A 16587-nucleotide genomic window follows, 5' to 3' on the forward strand; every position below is an offset into this window, starting at 1 on the left:
GAAGTATAAATGTCCAATTTAATGATAACAGGCACCATGAATAAGCTGAATGCAATTGTAAGAAAAGTGATCATCATGATGACTTTCGTGCTGATGATGTGCGCCCAGGCCAGGGCTCAGTTTGAACCGCAGTTCACACAGTACATGTTTAACGAGATGTTCATCAACCCCGCTTATGCCGGCTCGAGAGATCATATGGCAATGACAGCCCTCTACCGAAACCAATGGGTGGGAATCGAAGGTTCGCCGAAAACACAAACCTTTAGCGCTCACACCCCGCTGCGGAATGAAAAAATCGGGTTGGGTCTCTCTATTTTACACGAAGAGATTGGGGTGACTCAGGATTTCTCTGCCTTTGGAACTTATGCCTACAGAATTCCGATGCAAAAAGGATTTTTCTCTATGGCGCTTTCAGGGGGTATCATTCACCATCAGGAACAATTGCTAGAGTTAAAAACCCAGGATCAGGGGGATCAATCCTTCATGGGCACACCCCGACTAACGGTACCGAATATGGGCTTCGGAACGTTTCTCTCGACCAGAAATTATTATGTCGGATTATCTATCCCGCGCATGCTGCAGAATAAAGTGGATGCAGCCACCGGAAAAGCCGAGAATAAAATCAATGTTCCCTATTGGCACTATTACCTCATGGGAGGTTACGTGTTTACACTCAATGAATCGATCAAATTAAAACCTACTTGTATGGTGAAGGCCGTGAGTGGCGCACCGGTGGTAGCTGATTTTGGCGCGCATGTGCTGCTGAGTGAAGTGCTGTGGTTAGGTGGCTCCTATCGGACATCCGACTCATGGGCTGCAATCATTCAGATTCAAATGAATAAGCAAATGCGACTGGGTTACTCGTATGATTATACATTGACAGAATTAAATCAATTCACTTCGGGCACCCATGAAATCACTTTAGGTTTTGATTTCTCCTTCGATAAAAACAAAGTTGTCACCCCTCGCTATTTCTAAACCCAACCCATCCAACCAGTCAATTATGAAAAATTATATCCTTTCCTTCCTGCTCGCTTTGGCTATCATCCCGGCTATGGCGCAAAAAGGTCTTTTACGTAAAGGGGATTTCCATTATAAATTAATGGCCTATACTAAAGCAATTCATTATTATACCAAGGCGATTAAAAAAGACAGCACCTTACAGGAAGCTATCTTCAAACTGGCCGACTGCTACAGGCTGACCAATAACAGACAACAAGCTGAAATATGGTACGCAAAAGCGGTGAAAATGCCGGCAGTACTTCCCATTCATAAATTCTACTATGGTCAGGCATTGATGAACAGCGGAAAATTTGCCCAAGCTAAAAAATGGATGACAGATTTTGTGCTGGACAATAAAGCCGATGGAAGAGGTCAGGCCTTTGTGAAAGCCATTGATACCTATCAAAGTTTCTTCATCGACTCGTCCAACTACGCGATGACAAAGCTCGATATCAACTCTGAAAATGCTGACTTTGGTGCTACACTCTATCAGGATGGAATCGTTTTCGCTTCTTCCAGAAAAACAACAGAAGTCATAGAGCGTAAACACTCCTGGACGAATCAGCCCTTTCTGGATTTATACTACAGTCGTGGAAAAGAAAATAAATTCAGAGAACCGGAACAATTTGCATCAAGTTTACAAACTAAACTGAATGATGGTCCGGTGGCTTTCAATAAAAAGGGTGATGAAATCTGGATTACCAGAAACAACATCGAGGGTGGCAAAGTCAAGAAGAGTGCTGATAAAGTGGTGAAGTTAAAAATCTTCAAAGCTAAGAGTAATGGAGAGAATGACTGGAGTAAGCTCGAACCTTTCGCGTACAACAGCGACAGCTATAGTTGTGCACACCCTGCATTGAGTCCGGATGGACAGAAATTATTTTTCTCCTCCAATATGCCCGGCTCAAAAGGTGGCATGGATATATTTATGTGTACCAAACAAGGAAATGGATGGAGTCAGCCCGTCAATCTTGGAGATACCATCAATACAAAAGGAAATGAAGTTTTCCCGGTGGTAATGGATGATGGCACCTTGTATTATTCCTCAGATGGTTTGCCAGGATTAGGTGGCCTCGACATCTTCTTTACCCGCGACAACGGTTTACGTTATACCGTACCCGTTAATGTTGGATATCCACTCAACACCTATGATGATGACTTCAGCATGGTGTATGATATGAAAAATAAAATCGGTTACCTCAGTTCTAACCGCGCGAATCGTGGCTTTGATGATGATCTATACACTTTTAAAAAGAAAAGTATTCGCGTAAAAGGAATAGTAGTCAGAAAGGAAGATGGTACTCCGATCAAGGAGGCCCGAGTAGAACTGAAAACAGGTGATAAATCACAAAATTTCACCACGATGGAAAATGGTCGTTTTGACTTTCCGGCTGAATTCGATTTGCAATATGCTTTAAAAGGAAGTGCCGAAGGTTTGGGAGACTCTACTGTTAACTTCGAAACTTCTGCTACCTATCCCGGCGATCCCTTTATCAGAATTGAGCTTGGAACGAAATCTTCCGAATTCGCTTTATCCATCACTGTGATCGATGCAGACACGAAGGAACCCTTACCCGGCTCCATGATTCGCGATGATGCTTCACAAAAAGATATCGGCACGACGGATTTAGCAGGAAAATATACTCAACCCATCGTTCCACAGAAAGATGAACAACTCGTCATCTCTATGGCCGGCTATCGCCCGAAAGTGCTGATGCTAAAAGGACAAGATGCCGAGGCGCCAAAAAATCATGAGTATGTAGTGGAATTATCTAAGGCCAGTGAAATTTCACCTTACGAAAACTGGTTTAAAATCGTCTATTACGATCTGGATAAATTTAATGTGCGAACAGATGCGGTACCTGTACTCGATGAAGTGGCTGTCTTCCTGAAAGAAAACACCAATGTTAAAATTTCTCTTTCCTCCAGTACCGACAGTCGCGCTACGAAAGAATACAACGAACGCCTCTCCCAAAACAGATCTAAATCTGCCCGACAATACCTGATTGAAAAAGGAGTGAATCCCAAGCAGGTGGCTCGAATTACCTGGACCGGCGAATCGGTACTCGTAAACGATTGCGGGGACGAAGCACCCTGTTCTGAAGAAATGCATCAACTGAATCGCCGTACGGAAATTATGGTGATGGAAGTTAAAAGAGATTAAAATACACTTCCTGTTTAATGAAAAGGCTGTCGGGTTTCGGTAGCCTTTTCTGTTTTGCTTCAATTAGAAATGAGTAGAATTACTCTTTCTTTACTTTAACTTCGAATGAATTTTGTTCTCTGATTATAATTACGGATTCGGAAAGTGTTTTGTCGAAAATTGTCAAATTTTAGGTGAGTAGAAATAATCGTCCTACAAGGTATTTATCTCTATAACCACTAAGGCACTAAGAACACAAGATTCACTAAGGACTCTTTCTTATTCTTAGTGCTCTGAGTGTCCTATGTGACTTAGTGGTGAAAAGAAGGGTTTAATTTAATAAACTCAATCTGGAAGTATTGCTGGGGATTACGAACTAAGACGCGCTGGAACTCATCCATTCATTCTCTACTTTCATCATCCCCAGGGTTCGGGACAAATTACTCATCTTATCATTAAAACATTAATGATGTATTTGTAGGTGGTGATAGCAGGAGGGTATGTTACGGGAGAGATACCGATGAATGCGGTGGCGAATGGGGTTTATTTTGTGAATTTAAATCCGGATGCGGAAAGTGTTTCGTCGAAAATTGTCAAATTTTAAGTGAGTAGAAATCATCGACCTCCTAGGTATTTATCTCTATAACCACTAAGGCACTTAGAACACAAGATTCACTAAGGATTTTATCTTCTTCTTAGTGGCCCTTAGTGGCCTATGTGTCTTCGTGGTAAAAAAAGAAAGGCTTTTTTAATTATACAAATTCAATCTGGAAGTATTGCTCGGGATTACGAACTAAGACGCGCTGGAACTCATCCATTCATTCTCTACTTTCATCATCCTCAGGCTGCGGGACAAATCACTCATCACACCATTAAAACATTAATGATGTATGTGTACGTGGTAATAGCGGGAGGATATGTGACGGGAGAGATACCGATGAATGCGGTGGCGAAGGGGGTTTATATTGTGAATTTAATTACGGATGCGGAAAGTGTTTCGTCTAAGATTGTCAAATTTTAGGTGAGAAGAAATCATCGTCTTCCAAGGTATTTATCTCTATAACCACTAAGGCACTTAGAACACAAGATTCACTAAGGACTCTTTCTTATTCTTAGTGCTCTGAGTGTCCTATGTGACTTAGTGGTGAAAAGAAGGAATTAATTTAATAAACTCAATCCGGAAGTGTTGCTCTCGATTACGAACTAAGACGCGCTGGAACTCATCCATTCATTCACTTCATACCTCCTCCCCAGACCTCAACACAATCACTCCTCAACTCATTTAACATTCATCAATTCAACAATTCATCAATCACTGTTGTCCGGGGAAAGTAAAAAATAAGGGAAGTCCTCCCTAAAGATAAAGATTGTTTTGAGTTGCGCTTAGCCCGATCTTTACGCAGCTTTTAAAGTTAATTCCCAGAGAGGGTGTCCGCTGTCAAGCCATTATCAAACAACGGGTGTAAAAAGCTTTAGCACCTATGAACATTTGGTGTCCATGTTGTTCTGTGTTTTTCAACGATGTACGCAAAGAAGTCGTTACCGGAATGCAGGCCGGGAGCACGCTTAAAACATTTAGGGGTCAAATCATACCCCAAAAGGAGTACCCTGTCAGAGGCCAATCAACGGCGATCTGCTCAATTTTTCGAGCAGTTATTCCATGACTTAGTGAAGATGTATTCCAGATCCAGTTTACCGGACAGCCGCAGATCCAACGATATTGATTCCCGATTGCTTTTAATCGATTCTACAACGTTTGAACTCTTTAGTGACGTGATGGGTGGAGCCGGTTGCTTTTCCAAAGACGGGAAGCGCAAAGGAGGTGTTAAGGCCCATGTAATGTTGAATCCAATTCATGGCATACCCGATATAGTTTACTTAACCCCGGCCAAGGAAAATGATCGTGTTTTCCTTTCAAAAGTAATAGCCGAAAAAGGTTCAATACTGGTCTTTGACAGAGGGTATTTCAACTCCAATGGCAAAAATGGACTGAACAGGGGGTATGGTGGGTGACTAGAATGAGAAGTGATTCGGTTTATCAAGTATTAGAAGAATTTAATGAATGAAAACAGAAAAGGCAGGTGTCCTGTCTGATCAAAAGATTTTATTAGGCCGAGGCACTTTTAAAGGTACGAAGTAATTCTGGCAAGAAGAGTTTTATTCTGGGACACGGAGAAGCAGCGGCATTTTGAATTTGTTACCAATCATGAGCGATTTAGTCCTTCTAATATAGCTGGATTGTACAAAAAAAGGTGGCAAATAGAGCTACCTTTAAAAGCATAAAACAAAATTATCAGTTAAAGTATTTTTGGGTGATTCTGAAAATGCAATAAGGATACAATCTGGTGCTCTCTAATTGCTGACTTACTTATAAAAGTAGTCAAGAATCAGTAAAAAAAAGAATATGGTCACTCTCTAATCTTAGCTCTATGATTCGAAGCATTTGGCCACGTATATCGATATATGGCAATTTTAACCTCTCCTGAAAAAGCTCTGCGACGAAACAAAGATCATCAAGCCAAACAAATACTTCTTTTCGAAGATTCGTGATTTTAACAAGGGCTTACTTTCTTCTATTCAACAACCCTCAAGTGGAAATCAGATAGTTCAACTATCAGAACAACCGACTTTTGTTTTAACCGGACAACAGTGATTCATCAATTCATCAATTGCTTCTTCGGAAGAAAAAATTTATTGATCAAAATAAATTCATTTGCAAATAAAAAGCCCCGAAGAATCTCTCCGGGGCTTTTGTTTTTATTGTAGAGCGACTAATACTCCCACAAGTCGATTTCAAAATTAACCATCTCCTGTTTGATACGCTCTGATTCCAGAAGTGCATCAATCGGGTTAACTCTGTAATCATCTACCCTGCGGTTGTAGACATTGTCCTCTTTAATGATATAGCTGTTGAACATCCTCTTCTGGAAGATATCCTCAAATGACATCCGCTGTGCTGAATTGAAGCGATTGGCTACTTCGGCATTGGCGAGTATTCGTCGTGCTTCCTGATAATATATCCAGAATAAGAGTTTCTTCTGTCCGCCTTCGATCAGATTACCTTCCTGATCACGGGCAAGGATCATCGGACAGATGCCAATAATACGGCATTTTAATTCTGACCGCTGCTTGTCGAAGAACCACTCTTCTTTCAAACGATACTGGATCACATCATCCGGATTAAACGGACGGAATACAGTCGAATCATACTCGTCATAAGGCGGCTCAGCGCGCGTTACTTTAATCTGCAAGGAATCTGCTCCACCCACTTTAGAAAACTCATCTAATGTCATGGGAAGCACGAATTCATCATCCTGCGGATCGTAAGCTGTTAAGCTGCCTTCTTTCACGGCATCCATAAACACATTGATCAGGTTCTTGCGATCCTTGGTGTCACCTGTTTTAGGATAACGTAACGGTGCATTGATTTTCTCATTGAGATCAATGTGACGCCACATACGCTTCGCCCACATCACATCGGCCTCCCTCAAATACGTATAAGGAATCACCCGACGGGCCGGATTATTCTCCTTCACATACACTCCATCAAGGACGTTCTGTGAGAACGATGCTATACTTACCGTAGTAAATATAGTCAGCATCAGGATGAACTTTTTCATGGGTTTATGACCTTTGTTTTATTTAACGTAGTTGCGCCTTTGCAGTTGCGGTTTTTACTGATTTCCTTATTGTACAGTCAGGGGAATAGAATTCACCGTTCTTGTTGTACCATCGGGCATTGACACCTTGATGTACTCGAACAAAATCTTGTCACCTGCGCGACATTGATCAATAATTGACTTCATATCACCTGTAAGCGCTCCGCCTTCAGCAGATTTCTCCACCGGATCGCGGCCCTTACCGTAACGGCTCATCTTAAAGCTGGTCACCTTTGGATAAAGATCGAAGTCGAAATTTTCCATGGTTGGAATGATCCCTTGCTGTGCAGCTAATGCACTCTTAGGAATATTACCATCCTTTTTACCACCAATTTTAGCCACCGGATCAGGAATACGCTTCAAACGGAATTTGAACTCTCCCATTTGCATCGGCTTGCCGTTGAAATCAGCAGAGACAACGATTTTCGCTTCTCCGGGCTGACCCTTTGCTTCCGCGATGAAATGCCCTCTACCTGCTTTTGCATCCGGAGAAAGTGAGAATCCCGTTGGAATCGCTTTCACTTTTTCATCAGGAACACCAGGTACAGAAACCGTAATCGGATTGGGAACACCAATATAAATTACATTCATCTTATCCGCAGCCACCGATGCACTTGGTTTTGCTACGATATAAGAACTTTCAAACGGATAGGATTCATAAGTGTTATCAGGTTTCTTTACTTTAATAATACCTGCATATTTCTTCTCCCCAATGCCGGAAGCACGAACTTTATAGGTTCCTACACCACCATCCACAGTCAGAGATGAACCACCAACCGTTATTTCAGGATCACTGGTAGAACTCATTGCCGCCAAGAAGATGTCGGCTGAATATTCCTGTCCTTCGATAACATAACTGGATGGAGCAATAACTTTAGGAGCAAGTGTGTCGAATTTAAAGTCGGCAGCATTAATGGCGCTCAATAAATGCGTAATAATTTCTGATTCCGCATTCTTAACGTCCGTCTGGATTTTTGATAATAACGCCACCGTTGCTACCACCGGGTTATGGTAAAAATTAGCCATCTCCCAGGTCTTCTTTCCATCCTCCAAAGCACCGGTAACCGGATCCTTGGTATCAAAAAGAGCATCTAAACGCTTCGTGAACTTATCTCTGTCCTTCGCGTCAAGTGTAGCAATGATATTTTTCTTTAAACCGTTGATTTTTTCTTTCAGCTCCGTAGCTTTATGTCCGCGGCCATCCTGCTTGTCACCGCACATAATCCGTGTCGGCTCATCGTAGTTGTCCTTCGCTTTCATTTCGCCCAATGGAACCATTTTCGCACCTGCTTCCATCTTATCTGTTGTACGAATCAGCTCTTCTTTCAGTGCTGCAACATACTTATCAAGATCTTCACATTGCTTTTTTACTACCTGTGCCTTCTTAAAAAATGGCTCAGTTTTCGCCTTATCATTTTGCATTTGTTTATCAAATGCCGAATAGGCTTGCGCGTTTTTCCCCTGAAGATTCTTTACAGTAACTTCAAGGCTGTCGTTGATCGTAACGAATGCATTAATGATTTCCTTGGAGACGTTCAGGGCTAACAGAGCTGTTAACACCAGATACATCATCCCGATCATTTTCTGCCTCGGTGATAAATTTTGACCTGCCATTTCTCGTACTTAGGTTGTTTGGTTGATTGATTCTATAACGAAAAAAGTACAAGAATTATTTGTTTGCATTTTGACTCATGGCAGAAAGCATGTTGCCATAGATGGTATTGAGGGCTCCCAGATTTTTAGCGAGTTTACCCACTTCATCTTTGTAACGCTTGGTGTCTTCCACAGTATTGTTGAGGTTCGACAACAGTTCCTGAATACCGTCATAAAATTTCTTGGTATCCTTCATGCGTGTATTGGCTTCCTGCAATTGAAGTTCATACACGGCATTGAGAGCGCCCATGTTTTTACCGGCAGATTTCATTTGCTCGGTATATCCTTTCACATCATCGTGAGCAGCACTCATGCTGTTCATCGCTGTAGCAGCCTTCTCGTAAGAAGCGGTCAAAGAACTTACCTGCTTCGCAGCGGCGGTAACATTTTTTGAATACTCTTCAGTCGCCACTGCAGCATTGGAAACAGTAGCCATTTTAGCCGTGTTCTCACTCAGTGATTTTAATCCTGTACCCAGACTCTGAATCAGATCCGGACCAATCTTCGCATCCGATAATAATTTATCAAGGTGTTGTGCTACCGGATCGCCGGCCTTTGCTTTTTTGCGGTCAGCTCCCGGCTCGTGCATTCCTGCAAGCTCCGGATAAACTAATGACCAATCTACTTCTTCATGTGGTGGTTCAAATGCAGAGAAGAAGAAGATAACCGCTTCTGTAAACAGACCTACAGTAAGCATGATACCTGCACCTTCCCAGTGCTGAATTTTAAAGAGGGCGCCGACAATTACGATTGCCGCCCCGAAACCGTAAAGTTTCGCCATGAGCTGTTTGAACCCTTTCCCTTTGGTCAATTGAGCTAATCCCATGTTGTTCTCGTGTTTTTAATGGTTTTGGTTAGAATGATTTGTGTTGTTTAATCTCTTATAAAGAAAGATCAGCGACAGGTTGAAGGCCGCAGATCCTGCTTAGTTACTTTTAGAAGTCAGCTTTGTCGCGGCCAAGGAAATCCATCACACAACGGAAACCGATATAGGCTTTCGAAGTATCCTGGTATTCATAACTGCGGGTGCCGGTCTGCATAAAATATCCGACATCTTTCCATGATCCACCTCTGATCACCTTTCTTTTCAATGCAGGAGGATCGGTATCCTTTGCATCGTAAGTATAATCCGGGTTAAGGTCATGTATAAAGCTATAGGCTGATTCGTCATAGGCATTGCTGGTCCACTCTGCTACGTTTCCGGCCATGCAATACAGGCCATAATCATTCGGCCAGTAAGCGGTAGCTTTCACCGTATAGAAACCTCCATCGTCAATATAATTTCCGCGTAACGGTTTGAAGTTGGCAAGGAAACAGCCTCTGCTATTCCTGGTATATGGTCCGCCCCAGGGGTACGGGTTGTTGGCTAAACCACCACGGGAAGCATATTCCCACTCACTTTCTGTCGGTAAACGATAGTCCTGTACATAGGTCTCCTCTACATCCTCCATATAGCTACAGAGCAATTGAGTTCTCCAAACACAGAAAGCCTTCGCCTGTAACCAGTTTACACCTACTACAGGGTAATCATCATAGGCAGGATGCCAGAAATAAGCTTTTGTAATAGGATCGTTAAAGGAATAGGTATAATCATGTACCCAACTTAAAGTATCGGGATATACATTGATAATTTCCTTCTTAATATAAACGGAGCGGTCGGTTCGGCCTTGCGGACGATTGGCCAGACTTCCTGAAGCAGGATCACGGTCGCGGCTGAAGTCTTTCTGAGCAGCAGCTACCAGATCAATCCAGTAATATTCAAAGTTCAGTTTCCGTGAATCAATTTCCTTTCTGCGATAAAAACGCTCGCTTTCAGGTAGATACAACTCAGAAAGTGTTTCCACATTCTCTTCGTCGTCCCATCGGATCCGCTCATCCCAGTTGATGCGCTCTCCATACTCCCCTTCCTCGGTGAGATGATCACCACCTAGCAGACGATGTGCCAGGGAATCTCTCACCCAATACACAAACTGTCTGTACTCATTGTTGGTAATCTCCGTGTTGTCCATGTAAAACGCATGCATCGACACAGTCTTTGCCATTGCGTTTTGGGCGTAAGGAACATCCTGGTCACTAGGACCCATGTTGAAAGAGCCTTGAGGGATAAATACCATGCCATAAGGATCGGCCTGATACCATCTCTCGCGCCCTTGTACCCCCACCAATTGACCACGGTTACCGCCTCCACAACTGCTTAGTAGCAGCAGTGCGAGGGAAGCAATAATCAGGTTTTTCATGCTTTGTTCGCTTTTGGGTTCCGGAAACGTTATCATCCAACGTCGAAAACTTTGGTTTATTATGCCACGTTTCCGGTAGGATGATACGTTTGATTTCAAAGATAGTTTCTTTGTGATACGGATATCTTCTAATTATTAGAGGAATCTTACGTTTCTGATTGAAACCGGGATTCTTTTCTTGACATTGAAGCAATATCCCAACATAATTTCGTGGGATCCATCGCTGTAATCTTTTAATTCAGAAGTGGTGAAATCATAAGCATACCCCAATCGCAGATTCTCGATGAGCGTAATACCTAACATTCCAACTACCGCATCTTCATTTCTCCAGGATAAACCTGCCCAGAACTTATTATTAAAATGTGCATTGACATTCACATCAATTGTGGTGTTGTCCGTCACATTCTTTACAAATATCATCGGTTTTAAGGATACACTTGGGGTTAACTCCAGGGTATATCCGATCATTCCATAGTAATGTCTCTTGTATTCTTTTGAAAACTTATCGAGGTCCAGCTCGCTCTCCATCAAATGCGTAGAAGAAACGCCGAAGTAAAACTTTTCACTCTGGTAATATGCACCTGCTCCTAAATCAAAGGCCGTCCCGCTCACCGCGTTCTGTGGAATGGCAGGGTCATTCGCTACCCCATCAGGAGCAGTGAACTTGCCGTCAATCGTGTTCTGCAGCAAACCGAAATCTACGCCTAACGATAATTTACCGTTGCCGACATCCATCCGGTAAGCAGCAGCCAACTTCGCTGTTAATCCTTGCTCGAAACCGATTTCGTCAGTATTAATAGTTAAACCTAAGCCGAGCTTGTTATTGAATAAGGGGGCATCGATGGCCAGAACTCCGGATTTCGGGGCTCCATCGAAGCTTACCCACTGTGCCCTGTATAAGAGACTGGCACAGATCGCCTCGTTACTTCCGGCAGTGGCTGGATTTACCCACAACTTGTTAAACATGTTTTGACTGAACTGTGGGTCCTGTTGTGCAAGTGCAAGTGTGGAGATACATCCTGCTGTTATTACCGCTAAAAGTTTCTTCATACAGATAGTTTCGATTTCGGGTTCAATTGGGGGGATAAAGTAAGTAAATAATAATAACAAACCCAAAAACGAAGTTTAAGACATTTTTTTTCACCGCCGGCTTCCATTCTTGGGCGGGACTAAAATAGCTATTTGCTCATTGCAGATGTTTAATTCCGAATATTTTTGAAATGTGTTGATAATGAGAGATTAACATTCCTTATATCACTAATATTTGCTATATTTTTCGAAATTGACACCTCCTCTTCTCCCCTGATTTTCCGATTTTGTTATGAACTTGATTCAAAATAGGAACGAAATGTAAGCCATGAACCTGCTGACAAATAGCACAACGGTGATCAATATCCGTAATTATTATAAAGCTTCACCTTCTACATAAGCCCTGTAGGGGCGGTATCTCTGTAACCGACAAACGCCCCACCATCCTTACAACCGCCGGCAGCCGACTCAAGGTCGGCTGCCGGCATAAGTGGAGGAAGATGATGTCCTTTTTACAGAGATACCGCCCCTACAGGGCTTTTACATCGAAGACTTCAAGGGACATGTCTCAAGTATGACCTATCATCCGTGGGAAAACCTAAAACATCAAGTGATTTACACCATCAGGCTGATTTTTTATTACTTCTAAAACAACTCCATTTTACTGCGGAAGTCAGGAAAAAAGTTAAGTGAATTGACCGGAACCTTCTGACAGAAACTACAACGGTGATCAATATCCGTAATTATTAAAATGCCTTACCTTTCACATAAGTCCTGTAAGGGCGGTATCTCGGTCAAACCATTTTATGCACGGCATTCCACCAACGTTCCGGCACTTCATTGCTGCAGGCTTGCTGATAGTCTTTGTAGGAACAAGGGAGCAGATGCTGGCTCAGATAGCGGTTCTTCGTGCCATCAGTGGGTAACTTCATCCACCAGCGGTCACTCTTCATGCTCTTAATAAAAGTTATTTCCTGTTCCAGCTCTTCGAAAGCGACCCGGTAAGTGATGTAATTGTTGGGATTGCTCAACGGCAAATCCATTTTACGCTGTCCCATCCCTTCAAAAAAATACCATAAGGCCTGCGCATAAAGCTTCGCCGTTTGCGACTGCCGGTCGAAGGAAGGATTGTACTCATATAATCCGAGCCCGGTGCACTTATCACTCAATCCGGCATACAGCAGAATCTGACATAATTCTTCGCCGTAAAAACCATTCGGGGAGGGATTCGCATGTCCGGGAGCGTCACTTTGCCGGACAGCACTGATGTCTACTGTGATCAGATCGGCATTTCTGACGATAGGTTCTGTCTCCTGAATATCCGCCTGTACTTGTCCCAGACGATGCGTTTCGAAATGCAGTTTTTTCATGAGCGCCACATTCTCCACGCCGGTAAAATAGGTCTGGTAACCGAGATTGCTGAAATTGAAAAGATAGTTGGGTTGCTCAAGGATGATTTTCCCGAGATAGGTTTCACTATTGGTGGTCTCTTCCGGAATACCGAGATCAAACCGTGAATCGATGGAAACAATATTGATGATTTGCTCGGAAATTTTATAACCGGTATAATGTCCGTAAGTAATATCCTGGCTGCCGCCCAATATAACGGGTACTATATGTGCAGAAAGCAATTCAGTGACAACGATGGCTATGGCAGCATAGGTATCGTTCAGGCTATGACCGATCTTTAAATTGCCGAGATCAATAAAATGCAGCCCTTGCTGATGCTTCTTTAGCTTGTAAAATTGTTCTCTGATAAAATCGGGACCTTGTGCAGCACCTGCATTGCCGATACTCCCCCGCTCCTCGCCTACTCCCAAAATAGCCAGCCGTGCTCCTTCGAAAGAGGGAAAACCGGAGTCGGTGGTATAGGCCTGGACATGCTGACCTAAGGCATCAGGAGGGTAAGGACTTTTAATTCCTCTGATAATATCGGGTGAAACCGGATCGAAATACGCTTCAAGCATGTGGGGTTATTGCTGCGAAAATGGTCTTACCTTTTCTTCTTGACTGCTTTTTTTGCAGGAGACTTCTTAGCGGGCGATTTTTTTGCGGGAGATGGCTTTACAGGCGCTGCTTTTTTCGCAGGAGATTTTTTCGCGGCTGCTTTTTTCGCGGGTGCGGCTTTTGCAGGAGCTGATTTTACTGCTGCCGTTTTCTTCGCTGCCGTTTTCTTTGCCGGAGATTTTTTCGCGGCGGCTTTCTTAGCTGTCGGACGAGAAGTTGCAGCGGCCCGGGTCACCGTGGTTTCAGCAGGCTTTTTCTTCTGAAATCTTCCGCCCTTTCTTCCTCCGCTTGGCTTGGAATTCGCTGAAATTTCCAGGCAATCTTCCAGACTCAATTTCTCGGCTTCCTTATCCTTTGGAATTCTATAGTTGCCACCGTCTACAACAAGATAGGGTCCCCATCTGCCTTTCAACACCTGCACATCCGGACGATCTTTGAACACTTTAATGATCCGCTCGCGCTCTGTTTTGCGTTTTATTTCGATGAGTTCAATGGCTCTGTCGAGATCGATAGTATAGGGATCATCTTCCTTCGTGAGAGAAGCGAAGAGATTAACATGCTTTACATAGGGACCAAAACGTCCGATACCGATGGTGATATCTTCGTCCTCATATTTACCCAAATTACGCGGCATTTTGAAAAGATCCATGGCTTCTTCAAAGGTGATGGTCTCGAGGCGCTGACCGCTTCTTAATTTCGCATACTGTGGTTTCACCTCTTCATCATCATCACCGCTGATCTGCACCAGGGGACCAAATCGTCCGATACGCGCAATCACTTTCCGGCCCGACTTCGGATCAGTTCCCAGTTCACGTTCTCCGGTTGCCCGCTCGCTATGCTTCTCCGTTTGCTCTACCGATTTATGAAAAGGACCATAGAATTTCTTGATCATCTTCGACCATACGAGATGACCGTTTGCGATTTCATCAAAATCTTTTTCTACAGTAGCGGTGAAATTATAATCCATGATGACCGGGAAATTCGCAACCAGAAAATCGGTGACTACGGTGCCGATATCGGAAGGAAACATCTTCGACTTTTCACTTCCGTAATTTTCCATCTTCACTTCACTGCTCACTTTTCCATCCTTCAGCGTGACAATAGAATACTTCCTTTCCTTGCCCATGCGATCTTCCTTGATCACATATCCTCTTTTCTGAATGGTGGAAATGGTGGGTGCATAGGTAGAAGGACGACCAATTCCCAGTTCTTCCAGCTTCTTCACCAGACTTGCTTCCGTATAACGGGCAGGGGGTGACGAAAATTTTTCTGTGGCGGTCATCACATCTAAATCGAGGTGCTGCCCTATTTCAAGCGGTGGTAAAAGACCACTTTCATTTTCTTCGTTTTCATCGTCGGTGCCTTCCATATACACCCGTAAAAATCCATCGAAACGAATCACCTCGCCGGTAGCGGTAAACATTTCCTTCGACTTATCATTGGAGATACTTACAATCGTTCTTTCTAACTGCGCATCGGCCATCTGACTGGCAATGGTACGCTTCCAGATCAATTCATACAAGCGGCGCTCTGAATTATCACCATCTACGGTATTCATCTCAAAATAGGTCGGACGAATCGCTTCGTGAGCCTCCTGTGCATTCGCGCTTTTGGTGCGGTACTGACGGGTATGCGAGTATTGTTTTCCGTATTGTTTGGTGATAGCGGCCTGTGCAGCATCGAGGGCAGTTTGAGAAAGGTTCACCGAATCTGTTCTCATATAAGTAATCTTCCCGCTCTCGTAGAGTTTCTGAGCCACCACCATCGTTTGCGCCACGCTGAATCCCAGTTTACGGGAAGCTTCCTGTTGCAGTGTAGATGTGGTAAAAGGAGCAGCCGGCGTTTTCTTTGCAGGCTTTACTTCGAGGTTGGCTATAGAGAAATTAGCCGCGATCAATTTTTTAAGGAAAGCTTCTGCATCACCCATCTTCGCAAAGCGCTGAGGAAGTTCCGCTTTTAGAGAAGAGAGGTTTCCTTTCTTATCCTTCACTCTGAAAATAGCAATTACCCTGAACGCGGATGCACTGGTATGCGCCTCCACTTCCCGCTCCCGCTCCACAATAAGTCGGACAGAAACCGATTGCACACGACCGGCCGACAAGCTGGGCTTCACCTTCTTCCACAGAATAGGCGAAAGTTCAAAACCCACTAAACGATCCAGGATCCGGCGGGCTTGCTGAGCATCCACCAGGTGCATATCTATAAAGCGCGGATTATCGACAGCGTCCTTAATGGCCTTCTTCGTAATCTCATGGAAAACAATACGTTTCGTATTACTTTTCTTCAGGTCGAGCGATTCATAAAGATGCCAGGAGATGGCTTCTCCCTCACGGTCCTCATCCGTCGCCAACCAGACCATCTTCGCTTTCTTCGCCAGGCGACGCAGTTCATCCACCACCTTCGCTTTATCCTCACTCACCTCATACTGAGGGGCAAAATCGTTATCAACGTCAATCGCTTTATCGTTTTTCACCAGATCACGGACATGCCCGAAACTCGATCTCACGGTAAAATCCTTACCAAGAAATCCTTCAATAGTTTTGGCCTTTGCCGGCGACTCCACAATCACTAAATTATCTGCCATCAGGGGTTTTTGGGTGTTTCAGTATTTATTATCAGCGGCGCAAAATAAGAGAATTTTAACCAATAGCCTATCCCTCCAAAATCGCCCTAATAGGTTAACTTATCTGATTTTCAGTCAATTAATAATCGTATACAAGTGTTTATGCCCACCCTTTGAACCACTCTTTCCCGAATTCCCGCCCAAAATCCCCCTTTCCGAACCCGAACCACATTCCCGAAAAAGAGCTTTTGAACCTAAAAATTTCGACCGATCGATAAGGGTCCGATTTAATGA

General features: G+C 43.6%; 11 protein-coding genes. 4 read left to right on the plus strand and 7 right to left on the minus strand.

The window, feature by feature from the left end; translation table 11 throughout:
• The first annotated feature begins 9 nt into the window (after positions 1 to 9).
• The 4 genes from IPJ86_01240 to IPJ86_01255 all read left to right on the plus strand — a co-directional run bounded on the left by IPJ86_01240 (position 10) and on the right by IPJ86_01255 (position 5428).
• The gene (locus tag IPJ86_01240; GenBank protein MBK7885958.1) at positions 10 to 978 is read left to right on the plus strand and encodes a type IX secretion system membrane protein PorP/SprF; all 969 of its coding nucleotides are present in this window, start codon (positions 10 to 12) and stop codon (positions 976 to 978) included.
• A 25-nt stretch (positions 979 to 1003) separates the two neighbouring features.
• Positions 1004 to 3166 (plus strand): PD40 domain-containing protein, encoded by a 2163-nt coding sequence (locus tag IPJ86_01245; GenBank protein MBK7885959.1) that lies wholly within the window; start codon positions 1004 to 1006, stop codon positions 3164 to 3166.
• 1653 nt (positions 3167 to 4819) lie between these two features.
• Positions 4820 to 5158, plus strand: coding sequence for a transposase (locus tag IPJ86_01250; GenBank protein ID MBK7885960.1), 339 nt, complete (start codon positions 4820 to 4822; stop codon positions 5156 to 5158).
• 126 nt (positions 5159 to 5284) lie between these two features.
• Positions 5285 to 5428 (plus strand): transposase, encoded by a 144-nt coding sequence (locus IPJ86_01255; protein MBK7885961.1) that lies wholly within the window; start codon positions 5285 to 5287, stop codon positions 5426 to 5428.
• A 488-nt stretch (positions 5429 to 5916) separates the two neighbouring features.
• Here the strand turns inward: IPJ86_01255 and gldN are convergent, their stop codons facing one another.
• From gldN to topA, 7 genes are all read right to left on the minus strand, one after another.
• Positions 5917 to 6765, minus strand: coding sequence for a gliding motility protein GldN (gldN, locus tag IPJ86_01260; protein ID MBK7885962.1), 849 nt, complete (start codon positions 6763 to 6765; stop codon positions 5917 to 5919).
• A gap of 66 nt (positions 6766 to 6831) precedes the next feature.
• Positions 6832 to 8418 (minus strand): gliding motility protein GldM, encoded by a 1587-nt coding sequence (gene gldM, locus IPJ86_01265; GenBank protein MBK7885963.1) that lies wholly within the window; start codon positions 8416 to 8418, stop codon positions 6832 to 6834.
• Between the two features lie 55 nt (positions 8419 to 8473).
• Positions 8474 to 9238, minus strand: a complete 765-nt coding sequence (gldL, locus tag IPJ86_01270; GenBank protein ID MBK7885964.1) for a gliding motility protein GldL — start codon at positions 9236 to 9238, stop codon at positions 8474 to 8476.
• 154 nt (positions 9239 to 9392) lie between these two features.
• The gene (locus tag IPJ86_01275) at positions 9393 to 10694 is read right to left on the minus strand and encodes an SUMF1/EgtB/PvdO family nonheme iron enzyme (GenBank protein MBK7885965.1); all 1302 of its coding nucleotides are present in this window, start codon (positions 10692 to 10694) and stop codon (positions 9393 to 9395) included.
• 135 nt (positions 10695 to 10829) lie between these two features.
• Positions 10830 to 11744 (minus strand): type IX secretion system membrane protein PorP/SprF, encoded by a 915-nt coding sequence (locus IPJ86_01280; GenBank protein ID MBK7885966.1) that lies wholly within the window; start codon positions 11742 to 11744, stop codon positions 10830 to 10832.
• 773 nt (positions 11745 to 12517) lie between these two features.
• The gene (locus IPJ86_01285) at positions 12518 to 13690 is read right to left on the minus strand and encodes a formimidoylglutamase (GenBank protein MBK7885967.1); all 1173 of its coding nucleotides are present in this window, start codon (positions 13688 to 13690) and stop codon (positions 12518 to 12520) included.
• A gap of 26 nt (positions 13691 to 13716) precedes the next feature.
• A complete protein-coding gene (gene topA / locus IPJ86_01290) occupies positions 13717 to 16314 on the minus strand; it encodes a type I DNA topoisomerase (protein ID MBK7885968.1) in 2598 nt (865 codons plus the stop codon).
• Positions 16315 to 16587 lie beyond the last annotated feature (273 nt).

This window comes from Bacteroidota bacterium, from assembly GCA_016713925.1.
GTDB lineage: Bacteria > Bacteroidota > Bacteroidia > AKYH767-A > OLB10 > JAJTFW01.

What these genes read in the sequence shown, in the direction of transcription:
- gldM (MBK7885963.1), bottom strand. Translation starts at nt 8,418, where the DNA reads ATGGCAGGTCAAAATTTATCACCGAGGCAGAAAATGATCGGGATGATG.
- topA (MBK7885968.1), bottom strand. Translation starts at nt 16,314, where the DNA reads ATGGCAGATAATTTAGTGATTGTGGAGTCGCCGGCAAAGGCCAAAACT.
- IPJ86_01275 (MBK7885965.1), bottom strand. Translation starts at nt 10,694, where the DNA reads ATGAAAAACCTGATTATTGCTTCCCTCGCACTGCTGCTACTAAGCAGT.
- gldN (MBK7885962.1), bottom strand. Translation starts at nt 6,765, where the DNA reads ATGAAAAAGTTCATCCTGATGCTGACTATATTTACTACGGTAAGTATA.
- IPJ86_01240 (MBK7885958.1), top strand. Translation starts at nt 10, where the DNA reads ATGTCCAATTTAATGATAACAGGCACCATGAATAAGCTGAATGCAATT.
- gldL (MBK7885964.1), bottom strand. Translation starts at nt 9,238, where the DNA reads ATGGCGAAACTTTACGGTTTCGGGGCGGCAATCGTAATTGTCGGCGCC.
- IPJ86_01280 (MBK7885966.1), bottom strand. Translation starts at nt 11,744, where the DNA reads ATGAAGAAACTTTTAGCGGTAATAACAGCAGGATGTATCTCCACACTT.
- IPJ86_01245 (MBK7885959.1), top strand. Translation starts at nt 1,004, where the DNA reads ATGAAAAATTATATCCTTTCCTTCCTGCTCGCTTTGGCTATCATCCCG.
- IPJ86_01285 (MBK7885967.1), bottom strand. Translation starts at nt 13,690, where the DNA reads ATGCTTGAAGCGTATTTCGATCCGGTTTCACCCGATATTATCAGAGGA.
- IPJ86_01250 (MBK7885960.1), top strand. Translation starts at nt 4,820, where the DNA reads ATGTATTCCAGATCCAGTTTACCGGACAGCCGCAGATCCAACGATATT.